The following is a 22,038-nucleotide window of genomic DNA, read 5'->3' on the forward strand; positions in this document are numbered from 1 at the left end:
ACACCAGGGCCTCCCCCCGCCCCCACCGGGGGGGTGTTGGGGGGGCCAGCCTAGTGTCGGGGGCCCGCCCCAAGACCCCCCGTCTCTATGGCCGCCTGAGCCACTTAACGGCGAAATGCCGCATGTTCGGCTGACAAAGATGACCAAGGCGACCACACTCAATGCCTGACAGATCATCAGACGTATCGGGGGATGCCGCTGTGCCGGTGAACGCGGTGGGTGCGGGAAGAGTGCGGATCACAGCGGTGGCCGCGGACGACGAGGAACTGCTGGACGCCGTCATCGGCCTGGGTGACCGCAACCGCAAGACACTGGGGTTTTTGCCGCACGCGGCGTTCCGGCAGGCTGCGCAGGCCGGCACACTGCTGGCCGCCGTCGAGGGCGGCCAGCTGGCCGGCTACGCCCTGTACGGCCTGCCCGGCGAGCGGGTCCGCCTGACGCACCTGTGCGTCGACGCCCCCTACCGCGGCCAGGGCATCAACGCACAGCTGGTCGACGCCATCTCCGGTCGGCATGCCGACCGGCTGGGCATCACGCTCAAGTGCCGCAAGAACTACGGCCTGGAGAAGATGTGGACCCGGCTGGGCTTCCAGATGCGCACGGAGGTTCCCGGCCGCGGCCAGTCGCGAGAACCCCTGGTGGTGTGGTGGCGCAGCCACGGCCATCCGGACCTGTTCACCGAGATCGAATCGCCGGCGCTGGTGACTGCGGCGATGGACTGCAACATCTTCGCCGACCTGCACAGCTCGCTGCCGCGAAACGGTGCGCAGGAGACCAAGGCCCTGGCCGCCACCTGGCTGGTGGACCTGCTCAAACTGGTCGTGCTGCCGCAGCTCGTCACCGAGATCCACAACGGCGGCCATGCCGCCGAACGCAAAGCCCAGATCCATGCGCTGATGGGCTATCACCACCCTGAGCTTGAACAGGTCGATGAGGACCAGGTCCTGAGGAAACTGATCGAGGCAGCCTGGGAAGATCTGGGCATCGAGCTGCCCCGCACGCCCAATGACAGCGCAGATCTTGCCTATGTCGTGCAGGCCCAGGCCGCGGGCGTGCAGCTGCTGGTGACCCGCGATGAAGGTCTGATCGCCCTCAGCCCTGTGGCGGAGAAGGTGTGCGGGGTGCGGATCCTGGGACCGACCGACTGCGTGCTGGCCATCGATGCGCTAACCCGAGCGCAGGCCTACCAGCCCGGCAGCCTGCTAGGCACGGCCATGACCACGACAGCCGTTGCCGCCGGCCAGGAGCAGCAGCAGCTGGTCTTCCTCAACAGGCCCGCCGGGGAGAAGCAGAAGGCATTCAAGAAGCGGCTGCGGGACTTCGCCGCTTCACCGGGCCGGTGGATTCGCCAGCAGATCACCGACCAGGACGGCCGGCTGTTGGCCACCTACTGCCATGAGATCCGCGACGGCGAACTCCACGTCCCGCTGCTGCGCGTGGACGAGCAGCATGCGCTCGGCGCCACGCTGGCCCGGCAGCTTCTGTTCCTGCTGCGCCAGCGCTGCCGCACCGAGGGCGTCGAGGTCCTCCGTCTGAGTGATCCCCATCTGCAGCGCACAGTCTCGGCGGCCACCGAGGAGGACGCCTTCCGCCCGGCGGGCGACAGAAGCCTCGTCGCGCTCGTCCTGGACCAGCTCACCGACACTGCGGCCCTCGACGCCCACGTGGCCCACCTGGCCGGACGGCTCGGTCTGACGCTGCCCCCGCTCACCGCTGGGCTGCCGGCCGCCGCCGCGTCCGCCGTCGAACACGCCTGGTGGCCCGTGAAGATCACCGATGCCGAGCTGCCCACCTTCCTCATTCCCGTCCAGCCGCGGTGGAGCTACGAGCTGTTCGGCTACCCCGAAGGACTCCTCGCGCGCGACCACAACCTCGGCCTCAGCCGCGAACACGTCTACTACCGTGCCCCGCTCCCGCGCGGGGAGAGCGCCCCGGCACGCATCCTCTGGTACGCCAGCAGCGACGACACCATGAAGGTGTCCGCCGTCTTCGCCTGCTCCCGACTCGAGCAGTGCGTGATCGACGACGCCGAGCGCCTCTACCGGCAGTTCAAGCACCTCGGCGTCTACCGTCGCAAAGACGTGCTGGAAACCTCCCAGAAGTACGCGGGACAGGCGATGGCCCTGCGCTTCTCCGACACCGCGCTGTTCCCCTCCACGGTGTCCCACCGGCGACTTGTCGAACTCGGTGCCCGGCACGGGCAGAACGTCAACGTACAGTCGGTCTACAAGATCTCACCCGACCTGTTCCGCGCCCTGTACGAGGAAGGCCACCGACTGCGGTGAACACGCCCGAACGAGCCCTGCTGCTCTCGCTCCACCCGCGGTTCGCCACAGCCATCCTCACCGGCGCCAAGACCGTCGAACTACGGCGCCAGCGCGTCGCCGTCCCACCCGGCACACTGGTCATCATCTACGCCACCTCCCCCGTCATGGCCCTGACCGGAACCGCCCGCCTGACCGGCGTGGACACCGCCGCCCCCGGACAGATCTGGCGCCGCCACCGCACCAACTGCGGCATCAGCAAAGCCGAATACACCGCCTACATGAACGGCGCGGACCACGCCTCCGCCCTCCTGCTGGATACCCCCCGCCCGCTGTCCAGCCCGGTCCCCCTCGACCACCTCCGCACCACCAGCGCCTTCCACCCCCCGCAGAGCTACCGCTACCTCACCACCGAAGTCCTGCAGCAGCTGGTGGCCGGACACGACGCCGCCGACGAACTCCTCGGCCAGCTTCCCGGGCCAGCCCTGCCCGCGCACTCCCCGCACGCCGCTCCCGGGCACCGCATGTCAGCCTCCCCATCCCCTCTGCCGGGCCCCTTGCGCTCGGCAGCACTGACCGCCGGCCCATCCCTGCGATAGCAGCGCACGGCGTAGTACCCGCATGCCGCCGCGCGGGCGCCATGCATGCGTGCCGAACCGGCCGCGGCCTCTGAAGAAGCGATCCCAGACACGTGCCGCGGCCATGCCAGCCGAAACAGCACTGGGCTCCGTAAGCCGACTTACGGAACTCAGTCAGTGGCGGGCCCACGCCCGGGCAGATCCGTCCGGCATACGCGAAACGGCCGAAAAATGCAGCGTCAGTTCGCGAGCGTGCGGAAAGGGATGTCCCGGTCAATGCGATGGGAGGGCGCGTGGCACGACGGGACATAGAGAAGATCATCGGTGAGCTCGGCGAGGTCCGCCGGATGCTCGCTGATCCCCATACCGGGATCACGGCGCTGCACCAGGTGCAGGAGAGCCGCCACAGCAAGGTCCTGGAACACGTCACTTACAGCACCACCGGCGTACGGGAGGAAAACCGCGAACTGCGCCGACGCCAGGAGCGGATGCTCAGCGACCTCGGCCAGGTCCGCTCCGCTGTCGACGACCTGCGCCGCGAGATCGCCCAGGCCTGGGCCCACACCCTGGGCCTGCCTCACATCCCCGGCACCGTGCAGCCAGCCGAGGACGTTATCGAGGCGCGGCCGGCCCCAGCCCTCGAGACAGGGGCCAGCCTCGACGACGAGCGGAAGGACGACACCCCCGTGCCCGACCAGCACGCCCCGGACGCCGCCGACGACCCGCCGCCCACCGGAGCCGGACACATCTTCCGCGATCCGCCCGAGCCGGCGGACCAGGTCGCGGCGAACGGGCAGGCCGCGGAGCGAGCACCAGGTGACCTCGCCAGTGCTTCGCCCGCTCCCGCCGTTCACGGCGAAGTGGCGGACAGTGCGGGTGTCTTGCCGTCCGCACCTCCTGCCCGAGAAGACGGCACCGAACCCACCGCGCCCGGCCCCGCCCCGGCCGCGGCGCCGCCCTCGATACCAGCCGAACCCGGCACGGCGAGCAGCGAGCCCACGGTCATCAATGAGCAGCAGGCCGAGTACCGGCGCGGGCTGCTGGCAGCGGCCGCCGTCTCCTCCGCCCGGCTGATCTGCCACAAGGACACCTGGGCCTTCCTGGTGGAAAAGTCCCTCGCACACGCCCACTTCCGGCTGCCGGACACCATCAGCGACACCGACGACGGACAGATAGACACCCACCTCTCCGGCCGCTCCCTGCTCGCCGTACTGGTCACCACCCAGCACATCCTCAACCAGCCCGCCGACGACGACCTCGCCGCCTGGGCCCTCGCCCACGCCATCCACACCCGCACCCACCAGGCCGTCACCACCGCCAGCACCGAGCGCCACAACGGCGAGGTGACGACCATCGTCCTCGACGACCGTCCCCCGACCGCAGACTGACGAGCTCACAACTCCTGCTCGACGCGCCTCACCGGCTTGCTTTCAGGGTGAGGCGCCCAGGCGGCTGAAGACCCAGCGCAGCACCTCCTGGTCGACGCGGGGGCGGCCGGTACGGGCATCCGCGCGCCGACCCGAGGGCGTCGCCCGGTGCGGGCCGAATCGGCGAAGCGGGCGTCGTCTGGGCTGGTGCCTGATCAGGCAGGGTCGGGAAGGAGGCTGGTGTGCTGGTCAGGGTCCCGGCGCGACAGCCAGCTGCGGGACGGCAGGGGATATCAACGCCTGCGGCAGTTCAGCCGCCCGCCACTGGCGCTGCTCGGGATCCCAGACACCGATGGGATCGCTCCCCAGCAGGGGTGTGAGGAACTCGGCCGCAGCCGCTTCGGCAGCCTCCCAGGTCGCGCACCAGGCCCTGGCCGTCGCGGATGATTTCGCCGCCCGGCACGGCCACCTCGCGGTATCCCGGCCCACCACCGCCGACGGCTTCGCGCTGGGCGCCTGGCTGGCCGCCGCCCGCCTGCGCCAGCGCCGCACGGGCCGGCCCACCCGCCTGGGACAGCGCCTGACCGCCCTGGACCCCTGGTGGAACCCGCTGTCGGCAGAAATTCTCTGCACCTTCCCAGTCCCCGGCCTCCTCCCGAATCCGGGCCAGGAAGATCAGACCGAGGGCGTCGCCATTGTCGGCAGCCTCCCGGTAGAGGTTCTCGGCGCCCTCCCGGTCCCCGGCCTCCTTCCGCATCGAGGCCAGGGAGATCAGACTGTGGCTGTCGCCGTAGCCGACGCCCTCTCGGGCCAGGGTTTCGGCGCCCTCCCGGTCCCCGGCCTTCTCCCGCATCAAGGCCAGGGACATCAGGGCGTAGTTGTGGCCGTGCTTGGCCGCCTGCCGGTAGAGGTTCTCGGCGCCCTCCCTGTCCCCGGTCATCTCCCGCTTGAAGGCCAGGGAGGCCAGGGCGTTGCTGTCGCCGTGGTCGGCGGCCTCTCGGGCCAGGGCTTCGGCGCCCTGCCGGTCCCCGGCTTCCTCCCGCATCTTGGCCAGGAGGTTCAGACCGTAGGTGTCGCCGTGGTCGGCGGCCTCTCGGGCCAGGGTTTCAGCGCCCTCCCGGTCCCCGGCCTTCTCCCGCATCTCGGTTAGGTTGATCAGACCGTTGGTTTTGCCGTGGTCGGCGGCCTCTCGGGCCAGGGTTTCAGCGCCCTCCCGGTCCCCGGCCTTCTCCCGCATCTCGGCTTGGAAGGCCAAGCCGTTGGTGTGGCCGCGCTCGGCGGCCTCCCGGTAGAGACTCTCGGAGCCCTCCCGGTCCCCGGCCTTCCCCCGCATCCGGGCGAGGTAGGCCAGTCCGTCGGTGTCACCGTGGTCGGCGGCCTCCCGGGCCAGGGTTTCGGCGCCCTCCAGGTCCCCAGCCTCCTCCCGCATCAGAGCCAGGAGCATCAGGGCATTGGCGTCGCCATGGCCGGCGGGCTCCCGGTAGAGGTTCTCGGCGCCCTCCCGGTCCCCGGCTTTGATCCGCATCCGGGCCAGGTGGACCAGGGCGTAGGTGCTGCCGTGGTCGGCGGCGCGGAGTCGGAGGTAGTGGGCCCATTGCAGGCGGTGCCGGACTTCGGCTGCCTGGGTGAGGTTGTCCAGGGCCTCGGGGCTGGTGAGGTGGTTGTGTGCTGCGTGCCAGAAGGAAGCGGGCGGGCAGAAGTAGCGGCGGGTGGAGCGTCCGTGCTGTTCGAGGTAGTCGGCGAGGCGGAACACCGGCCCGGTCGGCCGCGGTGAGGGGGGGTCGGCAGATATATAGGGGCCGGGTGGGCGCCGTTGCGGTCGGCGAATGACCCGGCTCAAAGGGGCCTGCTTGCCGTGCACCTGCTCGGCGAGCTCGACGTAGGCCTTCTCTGCCCAGTCATCGGTGAGCTGGTTCCAGTCAGTGTCGTTGAGATAGTCGGGGGCGGCCTCGGTGAGGAAGGCCTGCGGCAGGTGCAGGCCGACACCGAGGCGGCGGGCGTCCATCGCCGCTTCGAGGAGTGCTCTGGCGGCCGGGCTGCCAGAGCGGTGACGCTCCAGGAGCACGGGACCTCCGGCGAGGTCCTGGGTGAGGCGCCCGTCGGCGCGGGCGCGGGTAAGGGCGTCGGCCAGAAGCCGGTCACCGTCCTCGGCCAACGCGGTCGCCGCGGCCATGGCCGGGGTGTCGAAGGCGGCGGGGACGCTCGTGGTGCGTCCGGCGAGCAGTTCCCTCACCCGGCTGTGCGGATCCGGCCCGCCAGCTGCGGGCAGCGACGTATACCGGGCGGCGTACTCGGGCCACAGCGTGCCCAGCACGAGGACCGGCCCGCGCTCCGGGCTGATCATCAGGTCGTGCACGGCCGCAGCAATCCGCTCACCGGCCGTCAAGTCGCCGAGGTAGTGCTGAGCTTCATTCAGCCATACCACCGTGCGCGGGCCGACTCGGTGCAGGTCCTCCAGCGCGGCCTCTGCCCGGGTGGGATCGAAGGGGTGCCACAGCCGCCACCCCAGCTGTGCCAGCGGCTGCACGGCCTCCCAGCACGCCCGCGTCTTCCCCGCCGATGACTCACCCACCAGGACCAGCATCCGGCTGTGGCCCTTTTTAACCTTCTGCACTGCCTCCGCCAGGATCCGGTCGTGCTCGCGAGGCACGTAGCCGGGCAGTACCCGCTGCTCCGGTACGCCGGAGCAGTCCTGGGCGGTACCGGCCGGATGGACTTCCAGGGCGTGCGGATCCCACTCCCCGATCGGACGGCCCAGTACCGGCCGCGCGCCGCCGCCGTTGCCGGTCGCCTCCCGCTGCAACGCCAGGAGTTCCTCGGGAGGCAGCTTCAACGCGCGGGCCAGTGCAGCCACCGTTTTCGCCGACGGCGCCGGCTCTCCGGCCTGCAGCGCCGCCCACACGGTCGTGCGCCCCAGCCCCGCCCGAACGGGGAGGTCCTTGTTGTCCATCCGGCTGCGGGCAAGTCCGTCGCTCAGCTTCGCGCGCAGCTCGGCAAGGGCAGGGCTATCGCGGTTGTCGTAGTGCTCGTCCTGCACCTGATCGCCCCCGGAACCGTCGTGTTCGCCGTATTCATCTTCCTCCGGCGAACCCCGGCGAACAGGGTTTCCGCGACCTTCGACCACGTCAACACCCCACCGTGTACCGGGAGCTGCCGTGACTGTCGCCGTCGTTCTCCTCACCACCGCACTCGTGACCGTGGTCGCGCTGCTGGCCGCCGCCGGCGCGGGCAAGCTCGCCCGCATGGATGGCGCCACCTACCCCGCCGCGCTCACACGCGCCGCCGCCACCTTCGCCGCCGTCATCACCCTCGCCGTCGCCGTAGTCGGCACCCTCAACGCCCTCCTCACCTGACTGCCACGCAATGGCCCGGCCGCGCTCAACTACTTGCACCTGCCGGACCTGCATGAAAACGGACCGCGTACGGCTGTCTGGTCACCGGGGCCTGTTCCTGATCCCCTCCAGGTCCACGAACCCGGTCTCATCCCGGCCGGAGTCGAGGAACGCGTCGACCGCCGGCACGGAAGCCATGCGGGCCTGCCACACCTGGATGACCTCGTACAGCCCAGCGAGGGAGAACGTCCGGCGGGATTCCTCGAGCGCGGCCGTCCAGTCCTGTTCGAAGGCCGGTACCCACCGGCCCGCAGGCCGGTCGGCGCGCAGTTGCGCAAGCAGTTCGGCCGGAGCTCCGGGCGCGGGGGCGTATGGGGTGACGGGTGCGTGGTCAGGCTGCGCGCTCATCCGGTGATCCGGTTGGTGCTGCGCAGCGGAGCTTCCGCAGAAGACGCCAGCGCTTGAGCGTGGCCATGGCTCGTTCACCGACGCATCGGATCGAGGCGTGGCTGGTGTTGTGGCGGCGCTTCCACCCCTTCAGACGGCGACCGCGGGTTTTGCTGTATCAGCCGTGGGGATTGAGTAGCTGATGTCCGGTTTCGATGCCGGACGGGACGGGGGCCCGCAATGCCGGACACACACGGCACAGGGGATGACTGGCTGGACCTGGCGGACGCGATCACGTTGCTGCGCAACCAGATCGCCAACGCCCAGTCGCGTATCGCGGATCCCAACGGGCAGGGGGACCGAGGCGTTCGCTTCGGGCTGGGGGAGATCACTGTAGAGCTCGGCATGGAGCTGGGCCGGAACACGGGGGCGGACGGTTCGCTGCGGTTCGCCGTCGTGGGCGTCGGAGCCGCTCTCGGCGGGAAGCGCGAGAAGACCGAGACCACCACCCACAGGGTCACGGTGCGTCTGAACCCGCGTACCCCGGACGGCCGCCCGAGCGAGGTCGGGGACCGGGAATAGCGACCAGTGCGGAAAGCAGGGCAACGTCCAGGGGGCGTGGGGCATGTGGGAGTCGGACCGGCTGGTAAAAGTGCGCCTGCGCCCGCCAGGGGAAGAGGACAACCCGTACTTCGGCAGTGGCTACATGGTGGGGCCGCGGCTGGTTCTGACAGCCGCTCATATCCTGGGCGACGACGGGGCCGTCCCTCGGCGGGGAGCGATCACGGTCTGTCGGTCGGGCTCTCTGTCTGGTGAGCCTGACAGGGCTATGGAGCGGGAGTTCCCGGCGACCGTGCGCTGGTATCGCAAGGACGACGACGTGGACGCGGCACTGGTCGAGGTCGACGACACTGACGGCTGGTCCGTGCCCGAGTCGCTCCAGGACACTGGCACCCGCTCGCCGCAGCGCTGGGGCCGCCTCATCGGCACCCGCCCCCACCTGGTCAGCCTGTTCGGCTATCCCCGCATGTACAGAGAATCCGGCTCCGGGCCTCGCCGGGGCTGCCAGCTTCACGGGTGCATCTCCCCCACCAGCGACTACCTGGCCGGCCGCTACGAGATCACCAGCACCGACCCCACCCTCAAGCCGGACCTGGAGCCGGACTCGCCCCTGACCCGCTGGTCGGGCATGTCCGGGGCCGCGGTCCTGGCCGACAGTCCCGACGGCGCCTTGCTGTGCGGCGTCACCCGTTACGATCTCAAAGCCGACGGCGGCACCATCCTCACCGCCACCCCCACCAGCAAGCTCCTGGCCGCCCCCGGATTCCGCGCTGCGCTCACCTGCCACACCGGCTGGACCCCGATCCTGGAGCCGGCCGAACCCGCCCATCTCCTCGCGCCCGCAGCGCGCCGCCGCGACCTGCGCTCCCCGGCCATGCTGCTGCGCGCCGACGCCGAGGCAGTCGACTTTCGCGGCCGCGACAGCGAACTGAAGCGCCTGCGGGCCTGGTGCGAAACCGGCCCCGGTGCCCTGTCCGTCCAGGCGGTCACCGGCCCCGGCGGACAGGGCAAGACCCGCCTGGCCCGCCGTCTGGCCGACCTCCTGGCCGAGGCCGACTTCGCGGGCCAACAGGAGTGGGTCACCGGGCAGGTGGACTCCCGCCTCACCGACCACGACATGCACACCGACTTCACTTCCCTGGACACCGCCCTGCACCTGCTGCTTGTCGTTGACTACGCCGAGACCCGGCCGCAGCTCCTGCACCGCCTGATCCAGCACCTACAGGCTTCGCGCCACAAGGTCCGTGTGCTGCTGCTGGCCCGTTCCGACGGACCCTGGCGCAAAGACGCCTACAGCACCAACGCCACCGCGCACGAGATCCTCAATGCGGCGGTCGTGAGCGAACTGGCGCCGCTGCTGCCCGCCGCTCCCACACCCCTGGCCCGTACCAGGGCGTTCACCGACGCTGTGACCGGGCTCGCCCGCCTGCTGCCCTTGGTCCCTGACATGCCTGCATATGACTGGGGCGCCCTGGCCGCCGCTGTCCAGGCTCCGGACGACATCCGCAGCCCGCGCTACGACAACATCCTCACCCTGCAGATGACCGCCCTGACCACACTCCTGCAGGACGGCCCCGCCCCCGTCACGATCACATCGGCCAAGGACACCGAGGAGGTCCTGCTTTGGCATGAAGCGCGCTATTGGGAAAGGAGTGCAGGAACCCCCGCCTTCAAATTGGATGCCCTGACGGCGAAGACGCTGGCACACGCGGTGGCGGTCGCGGCCGTATGCGGAGCCGCCACTGGCGAGGAGGCCCGCACCGTGACCCGCACCATCCGCGAAATCCCCGAGACCCAGATTGGCACCACAACAGAGTGGCTCGCCGCGCTGTACCCGCCGGGCGTCGGGCGCTACTGGGGCTCCCTGCTCCCGGACAGAGTCGCCGAGTACCACGCCTCCACTGTCCTGACCGGCGACGACACTCCCCTGCCCGCGCTCATGAAAGCCGCTGCCCCGGACCAGCAGGCGCAACTCATCATCGTCCTGGCACGCGCTGCTGTGGCCCACTTCAACGCCCGGCGCAACCCCGCCAGCCACCAGGTCCTGGACGACTTGAACACAGCCTTGGACACCATCACCCTCCACCGCCGAGTTCTGGAGAGCGCCCTCGCGGCACTGCCCTCCACCTCCCACGTCCTCGCGTCCCTCGCAGCACGACTCGCTGGTGACCTCGCCGCAGCCCAACGCAACCGAGCACAGGAAGAACTCGCCCTCCTCGCCCGCTCGCTGTCCGACCTCGGCGACTGGTTGTCGAGGGCCGGGCGGCGGGCGGAGGCCCTGGAGACGACCGCAGAGGCGGCGGCGACCTATCGGCGTCTGGCGAACCCGGAAACCGGCAACCCCGCCACCTACGAGCCCGCCCTCGCACTCTCGCTGTACAACCTCGGCGTCTGTCTGTCGGAGGAGGGGCGGAGGGCGGAGGCCTTGGAAGTGGCCGCCGAGGCGGTGGCGATCTATCGGCGCCTGGCCCACCCGGACACCGGCAATCCCGCCGCCCACGAACCCGGCCTCGCCCGTTCGCTGGCCAACCTCAGCATCGGGTTGACGGCGGCAGGGCGGCGAGCGGAGACCCTGGATGTCAACGCAGAGGCGGCGGCGATCTATCGGCGCCTGGCCCACCCGGACACCAGCGACCCCGCCGCCCACGAACCGGACTTCGCTGCCTCGCTGACCAACCTCGGCCATGGGTTGTCAGACGCAGGGCGGCATACGGAGGCCATGGAGGTGGCTGCAGAAGGGGTGGCCACCTATCGGCGTCTGGCGGACCCGGACACCGGCGACCCCGCCACTCACGAACCCAACCTCGCCCGCTCGCTGACCAACCTCAGCTCCTATCTGTTGGCGGCAGGGCGCCAGGCGGAGGCCCTGGATGTGGCCACCGAGGCGGTGGCGATCTGTCGGCGGCTAGCCGACCCGGACACCGGCAACCCCGCCGCCCACGAACCCGACCTCGCCCATTCTCTGTACAACCTCGGCGCCGATCTGTCGGCGGCAGGGCGGCGGGCGGAAGCCCTGGAGGCGTCCGCAGAGGCGGTGGCGATCCTGCGGCGGCTGGCCGATCCAGTCAGCGGCAACCCCGCCGCCCACGAACCCGACCTCGCCCTTTCTCTGTACAACCTCGCCGCCGATCTGTCGGCGGCAAGGCGGTGGAGAGAGGCCCTGGAGGCGTCCGCAGAGGCCGTGGAGATCTACCGCACACTCATAGCCGCAGAACCCGCAGGGTTCATCTCGATGCTGCGCAGAGTGTTGAAATTGCAGGCGGGGGCACTCCTCGGCCTCGGCCGTCTCCAGGATGCGCAAGTCGTGCGCGATTGGCTCGCGGCGAATCCTGAAGATCCCGACTCTCACAAATGAACCTGTCCGTGAGAAAGATCGAATACGGCCGCCCTAACCCGGCCCCGACGCCTGATCCACTCCCAGAACCTGTCCTCAACCAAGTGGTAGCGGACCCCTGTTCCGAGCCAGGGCGTGACGGACGCCCCCCCCCCAGGACATCACCGAGATCGACACCGACGACGTCGAGCGCCACCCCTACCCGCGCTGCGGAGCCCAACTCGGCTCGCCCTGCTGCTCACGATCCGGCGCAGACGCCGGGACCTGAGGTTGGAAAAGGTTTAAGGGCTCTTGTCCCGGTCAATGGCCTGGAATTCGTTGGAGGCCACGCTTTACCTATTTCAGGTCGAAGTCGATGTAATCAATGTCGTTGAGTGCGACATCTGAGAGCCCCATAGCGCGGGTTCCGCCGTCCTGGAAATAGATGTCTTTGAATCCTTCGGCGATGATTTCCCGCATCTGCTGGTCGCTTGCTCCTGCGTCGCGGGCGTCGAAGAGGGCCTGTGCATACGTCGCCGGGAGATGGACGGTCAGGCGGCGGAAGCGGCCGTCGTCGGTGGTGCCGACCGGCGCGGTGTAGCCGAACCGGGCCCTCGTCTCCACCGTGATCCCGCCCGTGGTCGCGGCATGCTGGCGGCGGCGCTTGCGGATACCGGGCTGCCACCGCTGCCGGATGGCGCTGTCGATCTTTTTGGCGATGTCCTTCGGCGGGTGCTTGCGCGCCCCGCGTCGGTACCTGTTCACGGAGTCGGCGGTGACGCCGATCTCGGCCGCGACGGCTTTCGCGCTGCCCAACTGCCGCACCAGGTAGTTGATTTGGCCCTTGAGGGTCTTGGGCGGCTCCTGGGTGAAGGTCTCCTGCTCGGCTCGCTCAATCGCGTCATGGATGTCCACGTGGTGCTTAGCTCCCTTCGGGAGTCGGGTCCTGGCCATCGGGGTCAACGAGCCGGAACCAGGTCTCGCGCGTCTCACGCAGGTCATGCCGCCACAGCTCGAACTGCCGGGAGCTGCGGCGCGTGCGGATGGCGAGTTGCAGAGCCTCCATGCGCGCCTCCAGCCGGTCCAGCGTCTGCTCCCGCTCGGCCTCTGCTTCGAGCCGCGAGGTGCTGGTGTCGAGGTCGGCCACGGCCTTATTCGCCCTCGTCCATGACGGCGTCGTGACCGCCGCCCTTGATGTGGCGGGCGGGGTTGTAGCCCTGCTCGATCAGGTCGACCGCCCAGGCCATCTCCTGGACGCCTTCCAGCTTGCAGAAGCCGGGGTTCGCGCCGATCCGGAATGTGCCGTACACCGGGGTGCCGTCGCCGTTGCGCGGCAGGAAGTCCAGCGGGGACGGGCCGTTGCTGGCGTAAACGACGCAGTCGGAGAGCACGGCCAGGGGGTACAGGCCGGTCAGGGCGGCGAGCTTGGCCATCTTGCGGTGCATGTTGATCCGCGCCTTGGAGATGACCAGGGCCCTGATGAGCGCGTTCCAGGTGGGGCGTTCGAGGGCGGGCCAGCGCTCCCCGTCCTTGTAGTGCCGGCCTTGGGGACGCTCGCGGAGCTTGCCGATGCCCCCCTTGACCGTCGCCTTGACGGCCGACAGGACCATGGCGCCCTGCCGGTGCCGGCTCGTCACAGCGGCCAGCTCCGCGTCGTCGGCGGCCGCCAGGCGGGCCGCGTCCCCGCGGGGGCCGGCCAGCTCACGCAGTGCCGCACGCAGGCCTTCGACGTTGTCCGCGTTGGCTGCCGCGCACGTCTTGTGCAGGGCCATCGCCTCCAGGAACACCGCCGGGTCGGCGTCCTTGTCGACGGGAATGCCCATCTCGGCCGTGGTGGTGAGGTAGGCGTCCTTGAGCCGGTCGTGCCACGGATCGAGGTAGGCACCCGTCTCCTCGCGTACGAACGCCTCGATCGGGCGGATCTCGTGGCCGAGCTCTTCTGCGTACGCCAGGGTCGGCGTCGCGTACCAGGCCGGACCCTGCGGTCGTTGCCCGTTGGGCGTGAACGGGCTCGGCAGGCGCGGGTCCAGCTCGATGTGGGAGAGGTCCACCAGCCACACGCCGGGGATCTTCTTGTCGAAGGCCGGCGCGGTGACGTGCACGGGCTCGGACAGGCCGACCGTCAGGCGGGCGGCGGCCGCGAGGAAGGCGGTGTTGATGTCGATGCCGACGGCCCACGGCAGCAGGCATTCCTCGTCGGAGAGCAGGTTCGGGTCGCGCACCCACTGGTAGGCCTCTTCGTCGAGGAAGCCGCGGTCCCAGCCCTGGGCCACCGGGTGCTCGGGCGGGGCCTCCGGCGGGGCGGGGTCCATCGCGCTGGTGAGCGCACCCGGGTTGGGGTCGGAGACCCACTCACCGCTCGCCTCGTCCTTGACCGGGCGGGTCGGTGGGCGGAGCGCGGTCATCAGCTCCAGTCCGGTCACCGCGGTGGAGCCGCGCGGGGTGAGCACGCGCGTGGCGAACACTCCGAGGACGCGGGCGAGGTCAGCGGGGTGCAGGGTGGCGGCGTCGCCCCACGCGCGGGTGTCGAGTGCGTCCCAGGGCAGGATTGCCAGCTGTACGCACTGCCGCTGGCTCTTCTGCGCCGGACGGTAGATCCGCGGCCATGGGCCGAAGCCGCGCTGCGTCAACTTCCATTTGGCCTTGGCGACTTGCTTGACGACCGGGTGGTCCTCCGCGAGGCGCAGGCCCCGGCGGTCTTCCAGGTGCGCGGGCAGTCCGAACCGGGCCGCGGCCGACTCGGTGAGCACGATCAGCGGGTCGGAGTCCTTGCCGTTCCGGTTCAGGCGCGCGGCACCGATCCCGGACTCCTTCAGTACCCAGTCCACCAGCTGCGGGATGGTCGATGCCGGGCAGTCCAGCAGGACGCCACCCAGGCAGTACGCGGTGCCGTCGCGTCCAGGACCGCCAGCGGCCCGTTCGGGAAGCGCGGATCGACCGCCGGCGCGGCTGCCCTCGGCTTCGCCGGCGACGCGACGTCGACGTCGGGCGGGCAGGGTTGGCCGGGCGGAACGGAGCGGAAGCAGGGCGCAAGGGTCGCGAGTTGGCTTCAGGGGGCGCCGTGGCTGCAGGGGCACTGGCCTGATCTGCAGACGCAGGCGGCGCGTCCGGAGCGCCCGTAGGCCCGGTGAAGGTCTCCGGCACCGCTTCAGCCGGGTACTGGGCGGCCCAGCCCTCCAGCAGTCGCAGATACGCCTGGCGGCGCGGGGCGCGGGGCTCGGACCGCCCCGACTCCCAGTTCTTCACCGATTGCTTCGTGGTCTTCAGCACCTCTGCCAAGCGGGCCTGGCTGACCCCGGCCGCCTCGCGGAGCCGCGCCCGCTCAGCTGGCTGCGGCAGCTCCGGTGGCCGTCCAGGAACTGCTCGCCACACGGTGGGCGACCGCAACCACGGACCGCACGACCCGGGTGCCAGGCGAGTCCGGCATCCGGTTGCGCTGCTACCTCGATGTACGCCAGGAGCTCCACTCGTAGTGCCAGGCAAGCCCTCGGGCCGGCGAAGTATCGAAGCGGGCTGAGCTGCCGTGGTCGGAGTCGCGGTCGACAGTGCCCTGAATCCTTCACCCGATCGCCACTGTCGCGTTCGCGCGACCGCGATCCGTGCGCCACCTGGTTGCTGCGGCTGTCCGCTGGCCAAGCTGGCCGACGATCGTCACCGCTAGGACATGATCGAAACCGCACGGACAGCGGTCAGGGAATTTCATTTCCGATCGGACCATTAGGGTAATCAGAAAGACGGAAGGGTCGACCCACAGCGGCGAGTCGACCCTTCCGTGTGCCATATAGCGCGCCAACGCATCAGGCTCATAATCCCTGTTCAAAGCGTGGTTGGAACCATGGAGACAGGGGACCATCGCAGCATGTGCGGCGGTCTTAGAAGTGTCGGCGGCCGGACGGCAATCGTCCACGCGGCGCTGAGTCGAAACGAATCAAACGGCACAGACTTGCAAGCACTCTTGGCCTGTCGCAGGAGGATCCGCTGGTCAGGGATTAATCAATAATGTCCCAATCCAAATGCCGTCGCTTTCTGCTTTGGGACGACGGATGAATCTACTGCCGTACTCCTGCGAGAGCCGCGATCTGGGTGGCAGGATGCTGAGCGCCTTCGCGGTAGCGCCAACTGCCGTGCAATGGCGTTTGGTTGGAACCACAGAATGACCCGGCGGACGCATGCCGTACGCGAGACAGGAAGTGACCATGCAGGGAGGCTTTACGTGTTGCGGAAGTGGAGTTTGACGCAGTGGGACGACCCGAGAATCCCATCCCCGATCCATCGAGTCCGCTCGGCGTACTCGCCACCGCCTTGCGCAGCGGGCGTCGGCGAGTGGGTCTTTCCTACGCGCAGCTTGCAGAGCAGACGCGATTCTGCAGCCCGGGGACCTTGCAGCGGGCAGCGTCGGGCACAGTCCTCCCCAGACACGATGTTGCACTGTCCTTCGCGCAGGCGTGCGGCCTGAACATCGATGACATCACTCAGCTGTGGCTCGCCGCCCACCGCGGAAGCCGAGGTGGCATCCGCAAGTGCCAGGAACCTGCGCCGCAGCCGCACCTCATCGAGGACCTCGAAGGTCTTTGCAGCGCCTTGGAAGAGCTGCGCCTGGCCAACGGGGCGCCGTCGTACCGGGTGATGGAGAACAGGGCGCGGGCCAGCGGCAAGGAGCTGTCGCGCAGTACCGCATACCGGATCTGCAGCCAGCGGCAGGCGCCGACGACCATCGAGTGCCTGGAGGCCTTCCTTGTCGCCTGCGAGGTACTGCCGCGAAGCCGTGAGCCGTGGTTCGAAGCCTTTCTCCGGCTACAGCGGGATGTCGCCCTCGGCCGCCGGGACGCTGCCGAGCGCGCACAGATGAGACAGCTCGAAGCGGTAGTCGCTGAGAACGACCGCGGCGAGGTCACGCAGGAGACCGCCGTACGGCTGCTGCGCAGAGCCGGCTTCGAAGCCCGGGAACGCTATCGCCGCTTCGAGACCCCGTGGACGGTGGAGTGCCTGCAGTGCGCTGCCACGTTCCGGCTCAGGCTGTCCGATGTCCTCCTCGGGCAGGCCACCTGCCTGGACTGCCCGAGGCTCAATGACCAGGTACGCGAAGCCTGGGCGGAACTGCTGACGAACCGCTCCCGACTGCTCAGCCGTCACAGGGTACGCGCGCTGCGCGCTGCCTCGGTGCTGCAGGCCCGCCTGCAGCGCAATCACCTGGAGGTGACGGTGTTCGTGGCCGACCGAGCCACGGGCGCTGCCCTACAGTCCACCGCATGGCATCCGGCTCTGGAAGCATCGCTGCGGCGTCATATCCGCCGACCGTTCTCCCTGGACATCCTGCTCGTCTACGACTACGACTCCCTGCGCAATGGGCATCGGCAACGCCGCCTCGCCAAAGCCGCCGGCCTCGTACACGGCCCCCTGGAGTCAGCGCCCCCTGCTAAGAAGTCACACCTCCCCCGCGGCACTGTGCGAAAGGCAGCGGAGCGGAGCGCGGGCACGGCCATACCCCGTACCGTCCGCGCCGACCGCACCACCCCGCTTCCCAAGCAGGGGACCAGCAACAGCGGTCCGTAAGGCACAGCTGACTGGCTCAACGCACGGCCTTCAGCCTCATCATCTTCACCTGATCGTGCACCGTGGCAAGCACAACACCTCCGCCTGCTGCGTGCTGCCTGCTTGGGGACAGTCGGCCAGGACGCGTTGAAGGCCTGACCCGCCGAACGGCGTAGTCGGGGCTTCAACAAACCCCATGCCCTCCCTGCCGGTCTTCGGATGCCTTACCTCCCTCACTCACAAGGAAAAACCGATGATGCAGTGCTCAGCTCCTCAGCTGACGGAGAGCGCGTCTCCCCTGTGCACCCGCCTGGTGCTGGGCAGCGGCGCATCCCAGGAACCCTTCAGCAGCACCTGGACGTGGGCGGCCGTCGTCGGACTGGCGACCCTGGCCGTCACCACATACTTCTCCGTCGACCAGCTGCGCAAGAACCACCGCGCCAAAGAGGCCAAGCGCTTCCAGCCGGACTACGACCTGCTCAACGAGACCGTCGTCGTACTCGACAAGCTGGCCGGCACCGCCGCGCAAAAGGCCGACCTGGTCAGGCTCTGCGAGCTTCTCAGCCGCATCAAGCAGGCCGAACGGCGCTTCCCCGCTCTGCCCTTCGGTGCCGTGGTCGCCCACATCGACACCTACAAGAAGACCACGCTGCCGGACGACTTCCGCCGGAAACTCACCACCAGAAAGGTCACTCTGGACGATCTGCTGGACCTCTCACGCCAGCAAGGCGCCGCAATCGCCGGAGCCCTCACCGCCATCAGCGCTGTCCAGAGCGAAATCGACCGCCGCACCACCTGACCTCGGGCAACCCGTTGACCAGCCCCGGCGACTGACGAGCCAGATCCACCGACCGTGAGGGGCACCCGCCCGTCACCGTGGTGTTCAACCCCGGCACGCGCGCGGGCGGACGAGAGAAGGAGTGCAGCGTCTGCGGCCGCGTCCGCCGCGGTCACCACATCGACGGCGGCAAAGGCCCTTTCCACCGCCTGCGATGTGCCCTCTTCGTGGCAGTAAGCCATCTGGGGATGTACCAACCCATGACAGCCGCGAGGCCGCGAAGTACCACCGCCGTGTCAGTGGCAAACCCCAGCCACGGGCCGACGACCAGCAGGAACACCGTTCTCCCGCTCAGCCATGACTGACACGCTCTCACTGACACGAAGCCGACACATCGCACTCGATCTTCTGCCCCAGACGGTGCAGGCGTGGCGCGGGGCCGGGCACACGGGGCCCGGCCGTCGGCCACCCACCGGCCTGCGCCAACTGCCCGGTCGGGCCACGTGGGCGCCGCCGGCGCCCTGCCCTCTCTACTTCCCAAGCTCGCTCATCGGCAGCCACCGTAGATTCACCAGGAACGAGAAGCCGGTACCGAAGTCGTCCACCGTGGTCTTCCACTGCGTCGTCCAGGTCTCGGGCGGGGTAGGTCAGTCCACTGCAGATGTCGGCGGCCGAGCAGGGCACACCGCGCGGGTTCCTGGACGTGCTCGCGCTCGACCTACGCACCGCGGGAGTAGGGGGCCGGTCAGGAGGCCGGGACCTGGGGGTCGGGCGGCGGAGGGAAGTGCCAGCAGGCCGGGACCTGCGCGCGCAGGGCAGGCCAGTGGGGGGACGCGACGAGCGCTGCGGCGCGTGCCATCGTGGCTCGGTTCACGGTGGCACTCCACTTCCGGCCAGTGAAGTACGTGGCCTCCAGCTCGGCCCGCTCCTTCTCCGGCCCATGCGCCAGTATCCCGGCGGAGTGCTCCAGCGCCCTGGCCCGGGCTGGTAGTACGTTCGTACGGCCCTTCAGTTCCCAGGCCGTCACCTGCAGAACACCGTTGACGTCGATGTCGTAGAGCACGAAGACCAGCGGGGTGTACAGGGGGTGGCGGGCCAGGCCCGTGAGCTCCAGCACCGCCAGCGTCCGGTTGTCGGCGGCCGTTTCATACTCGCCTTCCAGGACGTGCAGGGTCATGGCGGTCTGACGGTCCGACATCGGCGCGAGGCAGGTGCTGCTCAGGCTTGGGATAGTGGTGTTCCGATCAGTCATCTTCCACATGGTCCCGCCGTGCAATTCGAAGCCGCGCGAGGACGAGGTAACGTCCAGGAGCAGCGTGTCCCGGACGCTGCCGTTGAGGACGCCGCTCTGGAGCGCTGCCCCCGTGACGATTCCTTCTGGGATGAGCCCCCGGTACGGCTGCTTGCCGCCCGTGAGTCCGCTGACCAGCTCACCGATCATGGGCATCCGGGTGGCGCCGCCGGTAAGGATCACCTGGTCCAGGTCGGACATGGGTATCTTGGCGTCGCGGAGGGCCTGTTCGACCGGTTTGCGACAGCGGTCGAGGAGGTCCCGGGTCATCGCCTCGAACTCCTGGCGTGTCAGGGTCTCTTCGAGGTGCAGTGTGAAGCCGGGCGTGGTCGCGAGATACGGCAGCGCGATGACCGTGCTGCTCGCCGACGACAGCTCCACCTTGGCGGCTTCGGCGGCTTCCTTAAGCCGTTGCAGAGCCGGGACGTCGTTGGCCAGGTTCAGCCCGTGTCTCTCCCGCGCCTGGCGTACGAGGTGGTGGACGATCCGTTCGTCCCTGTCGTCCCCGCCGAGGCGGCTGTCACCTCCGGTCGCCTTGACCTCGACGACGCCTTGGCCGACCTCAATGAGTGACACGTCCAGGGTGCCTCCGCCCAGGTCGAAGATCAGGACGGTATTCTCCGATTCCCGGTTCAGGCCGTACGTCAGGGCTGCGGCCGTCGGCTCGTTGATGACCCGTATGACGTTGAGCCCCGCCGTGCGGCCGGCTTCGACCAGGGCCGCCCGCTGTGCCAGGTCGAAGTTGGCGGGAACGGTCAGGACCGCGTGGTGCAGCGGCCCGCCGACGTACGCCTCGGCGTCCTCTCGCAGCCGGGTCAGCACGATCCGGGCGATGTCCTCCGCCGTCAGCCGCACGTCGCCGCGCGTGATGCTCCACCCGGTGCCCAGCTTCAGTTTCGCCGACCGCACGGTGTACTGGGGGTTGGTGATCGCCTGCCGTTTGGCTGCCGTGCCCGTCAGGATCCGCCCATCGGCGGCAATGGCCACCAGGCTCGGTGTGCTGAGGTTTCCCTCGGCGTTGGGGATCAGGCGCACGTCCTCGCCCTCGAAGACGCTGATCGCCGAGTTTGTCGTACCGAAGTCGATGCCGACCACCAGGCCGCTGGTTCCCGGGGGGCGGGGGTGTGCCGCGCGCGGGGGGCGGGGCGAGCGTGCCGTGGGGATCTCGCCCAGACCGCGTTCGTGCCACAACTGGCGGGCCCTGCGGGCGACTTCGCGGTCCTCGTCGGCGATTAGGCCGAGCAGCGCTGCCCGGGCCGCGTCCCGGGTCGGCTCGCGGACACTGCCGAGCAGCTGTTCCACCAGGTGCAGGGAGCCGATGCGCTTCCAGGGCTGGGGGTCGCGCACGGCGGATCGCATCTCGGCGAGGCGGTCGACATCGGTGTGAAGGGGGCTGCGGGCCAGGTAGATCGAGCCCTGGGCACTGTCCACGCTGAGCGTCGGGGTCTGGCCGACGATGCGCTGGCGTACCTGTTCGTGGACGTAGTCGTAGAGTTCTTCGACGGACACGAGCCCGTCGCCGTCAAGGTCAGCCGAGCCGTCTCGCAGGCCACGCACCACCGCCGAGGTGAAGACGGACGGCTGGGCCGGTGCGCGGCTGTAGCGGACGTCCTGTTCGCCCTCGTGCGCGTACTGCAGGGCCGTGGACGCCGTGAGGACGACCCTGCCGTTGCCGGCGAAGGGCTCGGCGATGTCGACCGTGGGCGTCCCGGCGTCCCGGCGTCCCGGCGCAGCGCGTTCAGGGTGAAGGCCCCGCTGTAGCAGCAGTCGAGCAGAACGACGATGCGCCGGGAGCGGCTCTCTCCCATCCATGTGCCGATCGTGTCCGCGGAGATCGCCGTCGAGCCGGGATAGTCGCGCTCGGTGTCGCGCATCACGAAGTACAGGCGGTTGCGCAGATCCTTCCAGCCGTGCAGGGACAAGTGCAGCAGAAGGAGATCGTCGGACTTGGCTCGGGCGAAGAAGGATTCGAGTGTGCGCAGGGCCGCGCGCTGTTCGACATCGGCCAGCGTTTCGACCGTGAAGCCGCCGATGGCCGGGTCGCCGAGTACCTTGCCCAGCTCCACGGCGTCCGCGGCGGCCGCCGGCAGCGTGGCGAAGTGGTCGTCGTCGTAGCGGCTGTTGGCGATGATCAGGGCACGGCTCGCCACGGTGCGGTCACTCCCCGTGGCGCCGCAGGAACTCGTCCAGCGCGCGCTGCCCCATCTGGTCACTGGCCCCGGTTAGCTCAATCTCGTCGTCGCCGATCTTCAGCCGGATCGTGAAGGACGACCGCCGAGTCAGCCAGTCCTTCACCAACCCGACGACGACAGGGAGCAGTGCGCCGCTGCCGCCGAGGGCAATCAGCACCGCGCCAAGCTGGACAGCGTCCCCGCTCCGGGTACCCGAGGGGGCCGGGGCGCCGACGACGCGTTCTATGCTTTCTACGTCGAGTTGGTCCAACTCGGCCAGCAGGTACTGCAGTTGCTCCTCGACGTACTCCGGGTCCCCGTCTTCCCCGTCGAGTACCAACTCGACCGGCATCCCCGCGACTGACACGACGCCCCCCCCCGCTCGTTCCAGCAGGGCGCAACTGTAGCGCGTAGCGAGGTTATGGAAGTGATATTGGGAAATATCGGAAGACCACAACGTGTGC

The 22,038-nt window shown here is 69.3% G+C and carries 17 protein-coding genes and 1 pseudogene; 10 read left to right on the plus strand and 8 right to left on the minus strand.

Annotated elements, in window-relative coordinates:
* The first annotated feature begins 230 nt into the window (after nt 1-230).
* The 5 genes from ACI2L1_RS40035 (at nt 231) to ACI2L1_RS40055 (ending at nt 7,562) form a co-directional block, all read left to right on the plus strand.
* Nucleotides 231-2,285, plus strand: coding sequence for a GNAT family N-acetyltransferase (locus tag ACI2L1_RS40035; RefSeq protein ID WP_404744385.1), 2,055 nt, complete (start codon nt 231-233; stop codon nt 2,283-2,285).
* A complete protein-coding gene (locus ACI2L1_RS40040) occupies nt 2,282-2,863 on the plus strand; it encodes an ASCH domain-containing protein (protein WP_404744386.1) in 582 nt (193 codons plus the stop codon). The genes ACI2L1_RS40035 and ACI2L1_RS40040 overlap by 4 nt, the downstream gene beginning before the upstream one ends.
* A 272-nt stretch (nt 2,864-3,135) precedes the next feature.
* The gene (locus tag ACI2L1_RS40045) at nt 3,136-4,230 is read left to right on the plus strand and encodes a hypothetical protein (RefSeq protein WP_404744387.1); all 1,095 of its coding nucleotides are present in this window, start codon (nt 3,136-3,138) and stop codon (nt 4,228-4,230) included.
* Between the two features lie 331 nt (nt 4,231-4,561).
* Nucleotides 4,562-5,359 carry a helicase associated domain-containing protein gene (locus ACI2L1_RS40050; RefSeq protein ID WP_404744409.1) on the plus strand — a complete coding sequence of 266 codons (798 nt, stop codon included), beginning with the start codon at nt 4,562-4,564 and terminating at the stop codon, nt 5,357-5,359.
* Between the two features lie 2,005 nt (nt 5,360-7,364).
* Complete coding sequence (locus ACI2L1_RS40055) at nt 7,365-7,562, plus strand: hypothetical protein (RefSeq protein ID WP_404744388.1); 198 nt, start codon at nt 7,365-7,367, stop codon at nt 7,560-7,562.
* A gap of 81 nt (nt 7,563-7,643) precedes the next feature.
* Here the strand turns inward: ACI2L1_RS40055 and ACI2L1_RS40060 are convergent, their stop codons facing one another.
* Nucleotides 7,644-7,949: a DUF6247 family protein gene (locus ACI2L1_RS40060; RefSeq protein ID WP_404744389.1), complete on the minus strand. Its 306-nt coding sequence runs from the start codon at nt 7,947-7,949 to the stop codon at nt 7,644-7,646.
* Nucleotides 7,950-8,168: 219 nt separating this feature from the next.
* On the opposite strand from ACI2L1_RS40060, the gene ACI2L1_RS40065 reads away from it, so the two are divergent.
* Together ACI2L1_RS40065 and ACI2L1_RS40070 are read left to right on the plus strand one after the other, a co-directional pair.
* Complete coding sequence (locus ACI2L1_RS40065; protein WP_404744390.1) at nt 8,169-8,510, plus strand: trypco2 family protein; 342 nt, start codon at nt 8,169-8,171, stop codon at nt 8,508-8,510.
* 124 nt (nt 8,511-8,634) lie between these two features.
* Nucleotides 8,635-11,844 carry a tetratricopeptide repeat protein gene (locus ACI2L1_RS40070; RefSeq protein WP_404744410.1) on the plus strand — a complete coding sequence of 1,070 codons (3,210 nt, stop codon included), beginning with the start codon at nt 8,635-8,637 and terminating at the stop codon, nt 11,842-11,844.
* 315 nt (nt 11,845-12,159) lie between these two features.
* Here ACI2L1_RS40070 and tpg read toward each other — a convergent pair whose 3' ends face one another.
* The 4 genes and pseudogenes from tpg to ACI2L1_RS40090 form a co-directional block, all read right to left on the minus strand.
* Nucleotides 12,160-12,717, minus strand: a complete 558-nt coding sequence (gene tpg / locus ACI2L1_RS40075; protein ID WP_404744391.1) for a telomere-protecting terminal protein Tpg — start codon at nt 12,715-12,717, stop codon at nt 12,160-12,162.
* A 7-nt stretch (nt 12,718-12,724) separates the two neighbouring features.
* Complete coding sequence (locus ACI2L1_RS40080) at nt 12,725-12,949, minus strand: hypothetical protein (RefSeq protein ID WP_404744392.1); 225 nt, start codon at nt 12,947-12,949, stop codon at nt 12,725-12,727.
* Nucleotides 12,950-12,953: 4 nt separating this feature from the next.
* Nucleotides 12,954-14,879 (minus strand): telomere-associated protein Tap, encoded by a 1,926-nt coding sequence (tap, locus tag ACI2L1_RS40085; RefSeq protein ID WP_404744393.1) that lies wholly within the window; start codon nt 14,877-14,879, stop codon nt 12,954-12,956.
* 157 nt (nt 14,880-15,036) lie between these two features.
* Nucleotides 15,037-15,174, minus strand: a pseudogene (locus tag ACI2L1_RS40090) (hypothetical protein); the annotation flags it as partial.
* On the opposite strand from ACI2L1_RS40090, the gene ACI2L1_RS40095 reads away from it, so the two are divergent.
* The 3 genes from ACI2L1_RS40095 (at nt 15,147) to ACI2L1_RS40105 (ending at nt 18,133) form a co-directional block, all read left to right on the plus strand.
* Nucleotides 15,147-15,275 carry a DUF6207 family protein gene (locus tag ACI2L1_RS40095; RefSeq protein WP_404744394.1) on the plus strand — a complete coding sequence of 43 codons (129 nt, stop codon included), beginning with the start codon at nt 15,147-15,149 and terminating at the stop codon, nt 15,273-15,275. The pseudogene ACI2L1_RS40090 and the gene ACI2L1_RS40095 overlap by 28 nt on opposite strands.
* 766 nt (nt 15,276-16,041) lie before the next feature.
* Nucleotides 16,042-17,355 carry a helix-turn-helix domain-containing protein gene (locus ACI2L1_RS40100; RefSeq protein WP_404744395.1) on the plus strand — a complete coding sequence of 438 codons (1,314 nt, stop codon included), beginning with the start codon at nt 16,042-16,044 and terminating at the stop codon, nt 17,353-17,355.
* A 232-nt stretch (nt 17,356-17,587) separates the two neighbouring features.
* A complete protein-coding gene (locus tag ACI2L1_RS40105; protein ID WP_404744396.1) occupies nt 17,588-18,133 on the plus strand; it encodes a hypothetical protein in 546 nt (181 codons plus the stop codon).
* 724 nt (nt 18,134-18,857) lie between these two features.
* Here the strand turns inward: ACI2L1_RS40105 and ACI2L1_RS40110 are convergent.
* Genes ACI2L1_RS40110 through ACI2L1_RS40120 form a run of 3 tightly spaced genes read right to left on the minus strand, consistent with a single transcriptional unit; the run spans nt 18,858 to nt 21,941 of the window.
* The gene (locus ACI2L1_RS40110) at nt 18,858-20,750 is read right to left on the minus strand and encodes an Hsp70 family protein (RefSeq protein ID WP_404744411.1); all 1,893 of its coding nucleotides are present in this window, start codon (nt 20,748-20,750) and stop codon (nt 18,858-18,860) included.
* Nucleotides 20,636-21,616 (minus strand): caspase family protein, encoded by a 981-nt coding sequence (locus ACI2L1_RS40115; RefSeq protein WP_404744397.1) that lies wholly within the window; start codon nt 21,614-21,616, stop codon nt 20,636-20,638. The genes ACI2L1_RS40110 and ACI2L1_RS40115 overlap by 115 nt, the downstream gene beginning before the upstream one ends.
* Complete coding sequence (locus tag ACI2L1_RS40120; protein ID WP_404744398.1) at nt 21,561-21,941, minus strand: hypothetical protein; 381 nt, start codon at nt 21,939-21,941, stop codon at nt 21,561-21,563. The genes ACI2L1_RS40115 and ACI2L1_RS40120 overlap by 56 nt, the downstream gene beginning before the upstream one ends.
* Nucleotides 21,942-22,038: the final 97 nt, after the last annotated feature.

Source organism: Streptomyces sp. NPDC019531 (assembly GCF_044903305.1).
Classification (GTDB): Bacteria; Actinomycetota; Actinomycetes; order Streptomycetales; family Streptomycetaceae; genus Streptomyces.

Coding starts and splice junctions, on each gene's coding strand:
- ACI2L1_RS40070 (WP_404744410.1), top strand. CDS start 8,635: ATGGTGGGGCCGCGGCTGGTTCTGACAGCCGCTCATATCCTGGGCGAC.
- ACI2L1_RS40105 (WP_404744396.1), top strand. CDS start 17,588: ATGATGCAGTGCTCAGCTCCTCAGCTGACGGAGAGCGCGTCTCCCCTG.
- ACI2L1_RS40060 (WP_404744389.1), bottom strand. CDS start 7,949: ATGAGCGCGCAGCCTGACCACGCACCCGTCACCCCATACGCCCCCGCG.
- ACI2L1_RS40050 (WP_404744409.1), top strand. CDS start 4,562: ATGGGATCGCTCCCCAGCAGGGGTGTGAGGAACTCGGCCGCAGCCGCT.
- ACI2L1_RS40065 (WP_404744390.1), top strand. CDS start 8,169: ATGCCGGACACACACGGCACAGGGGATGACTGGCTGGACCTGGCGGAC.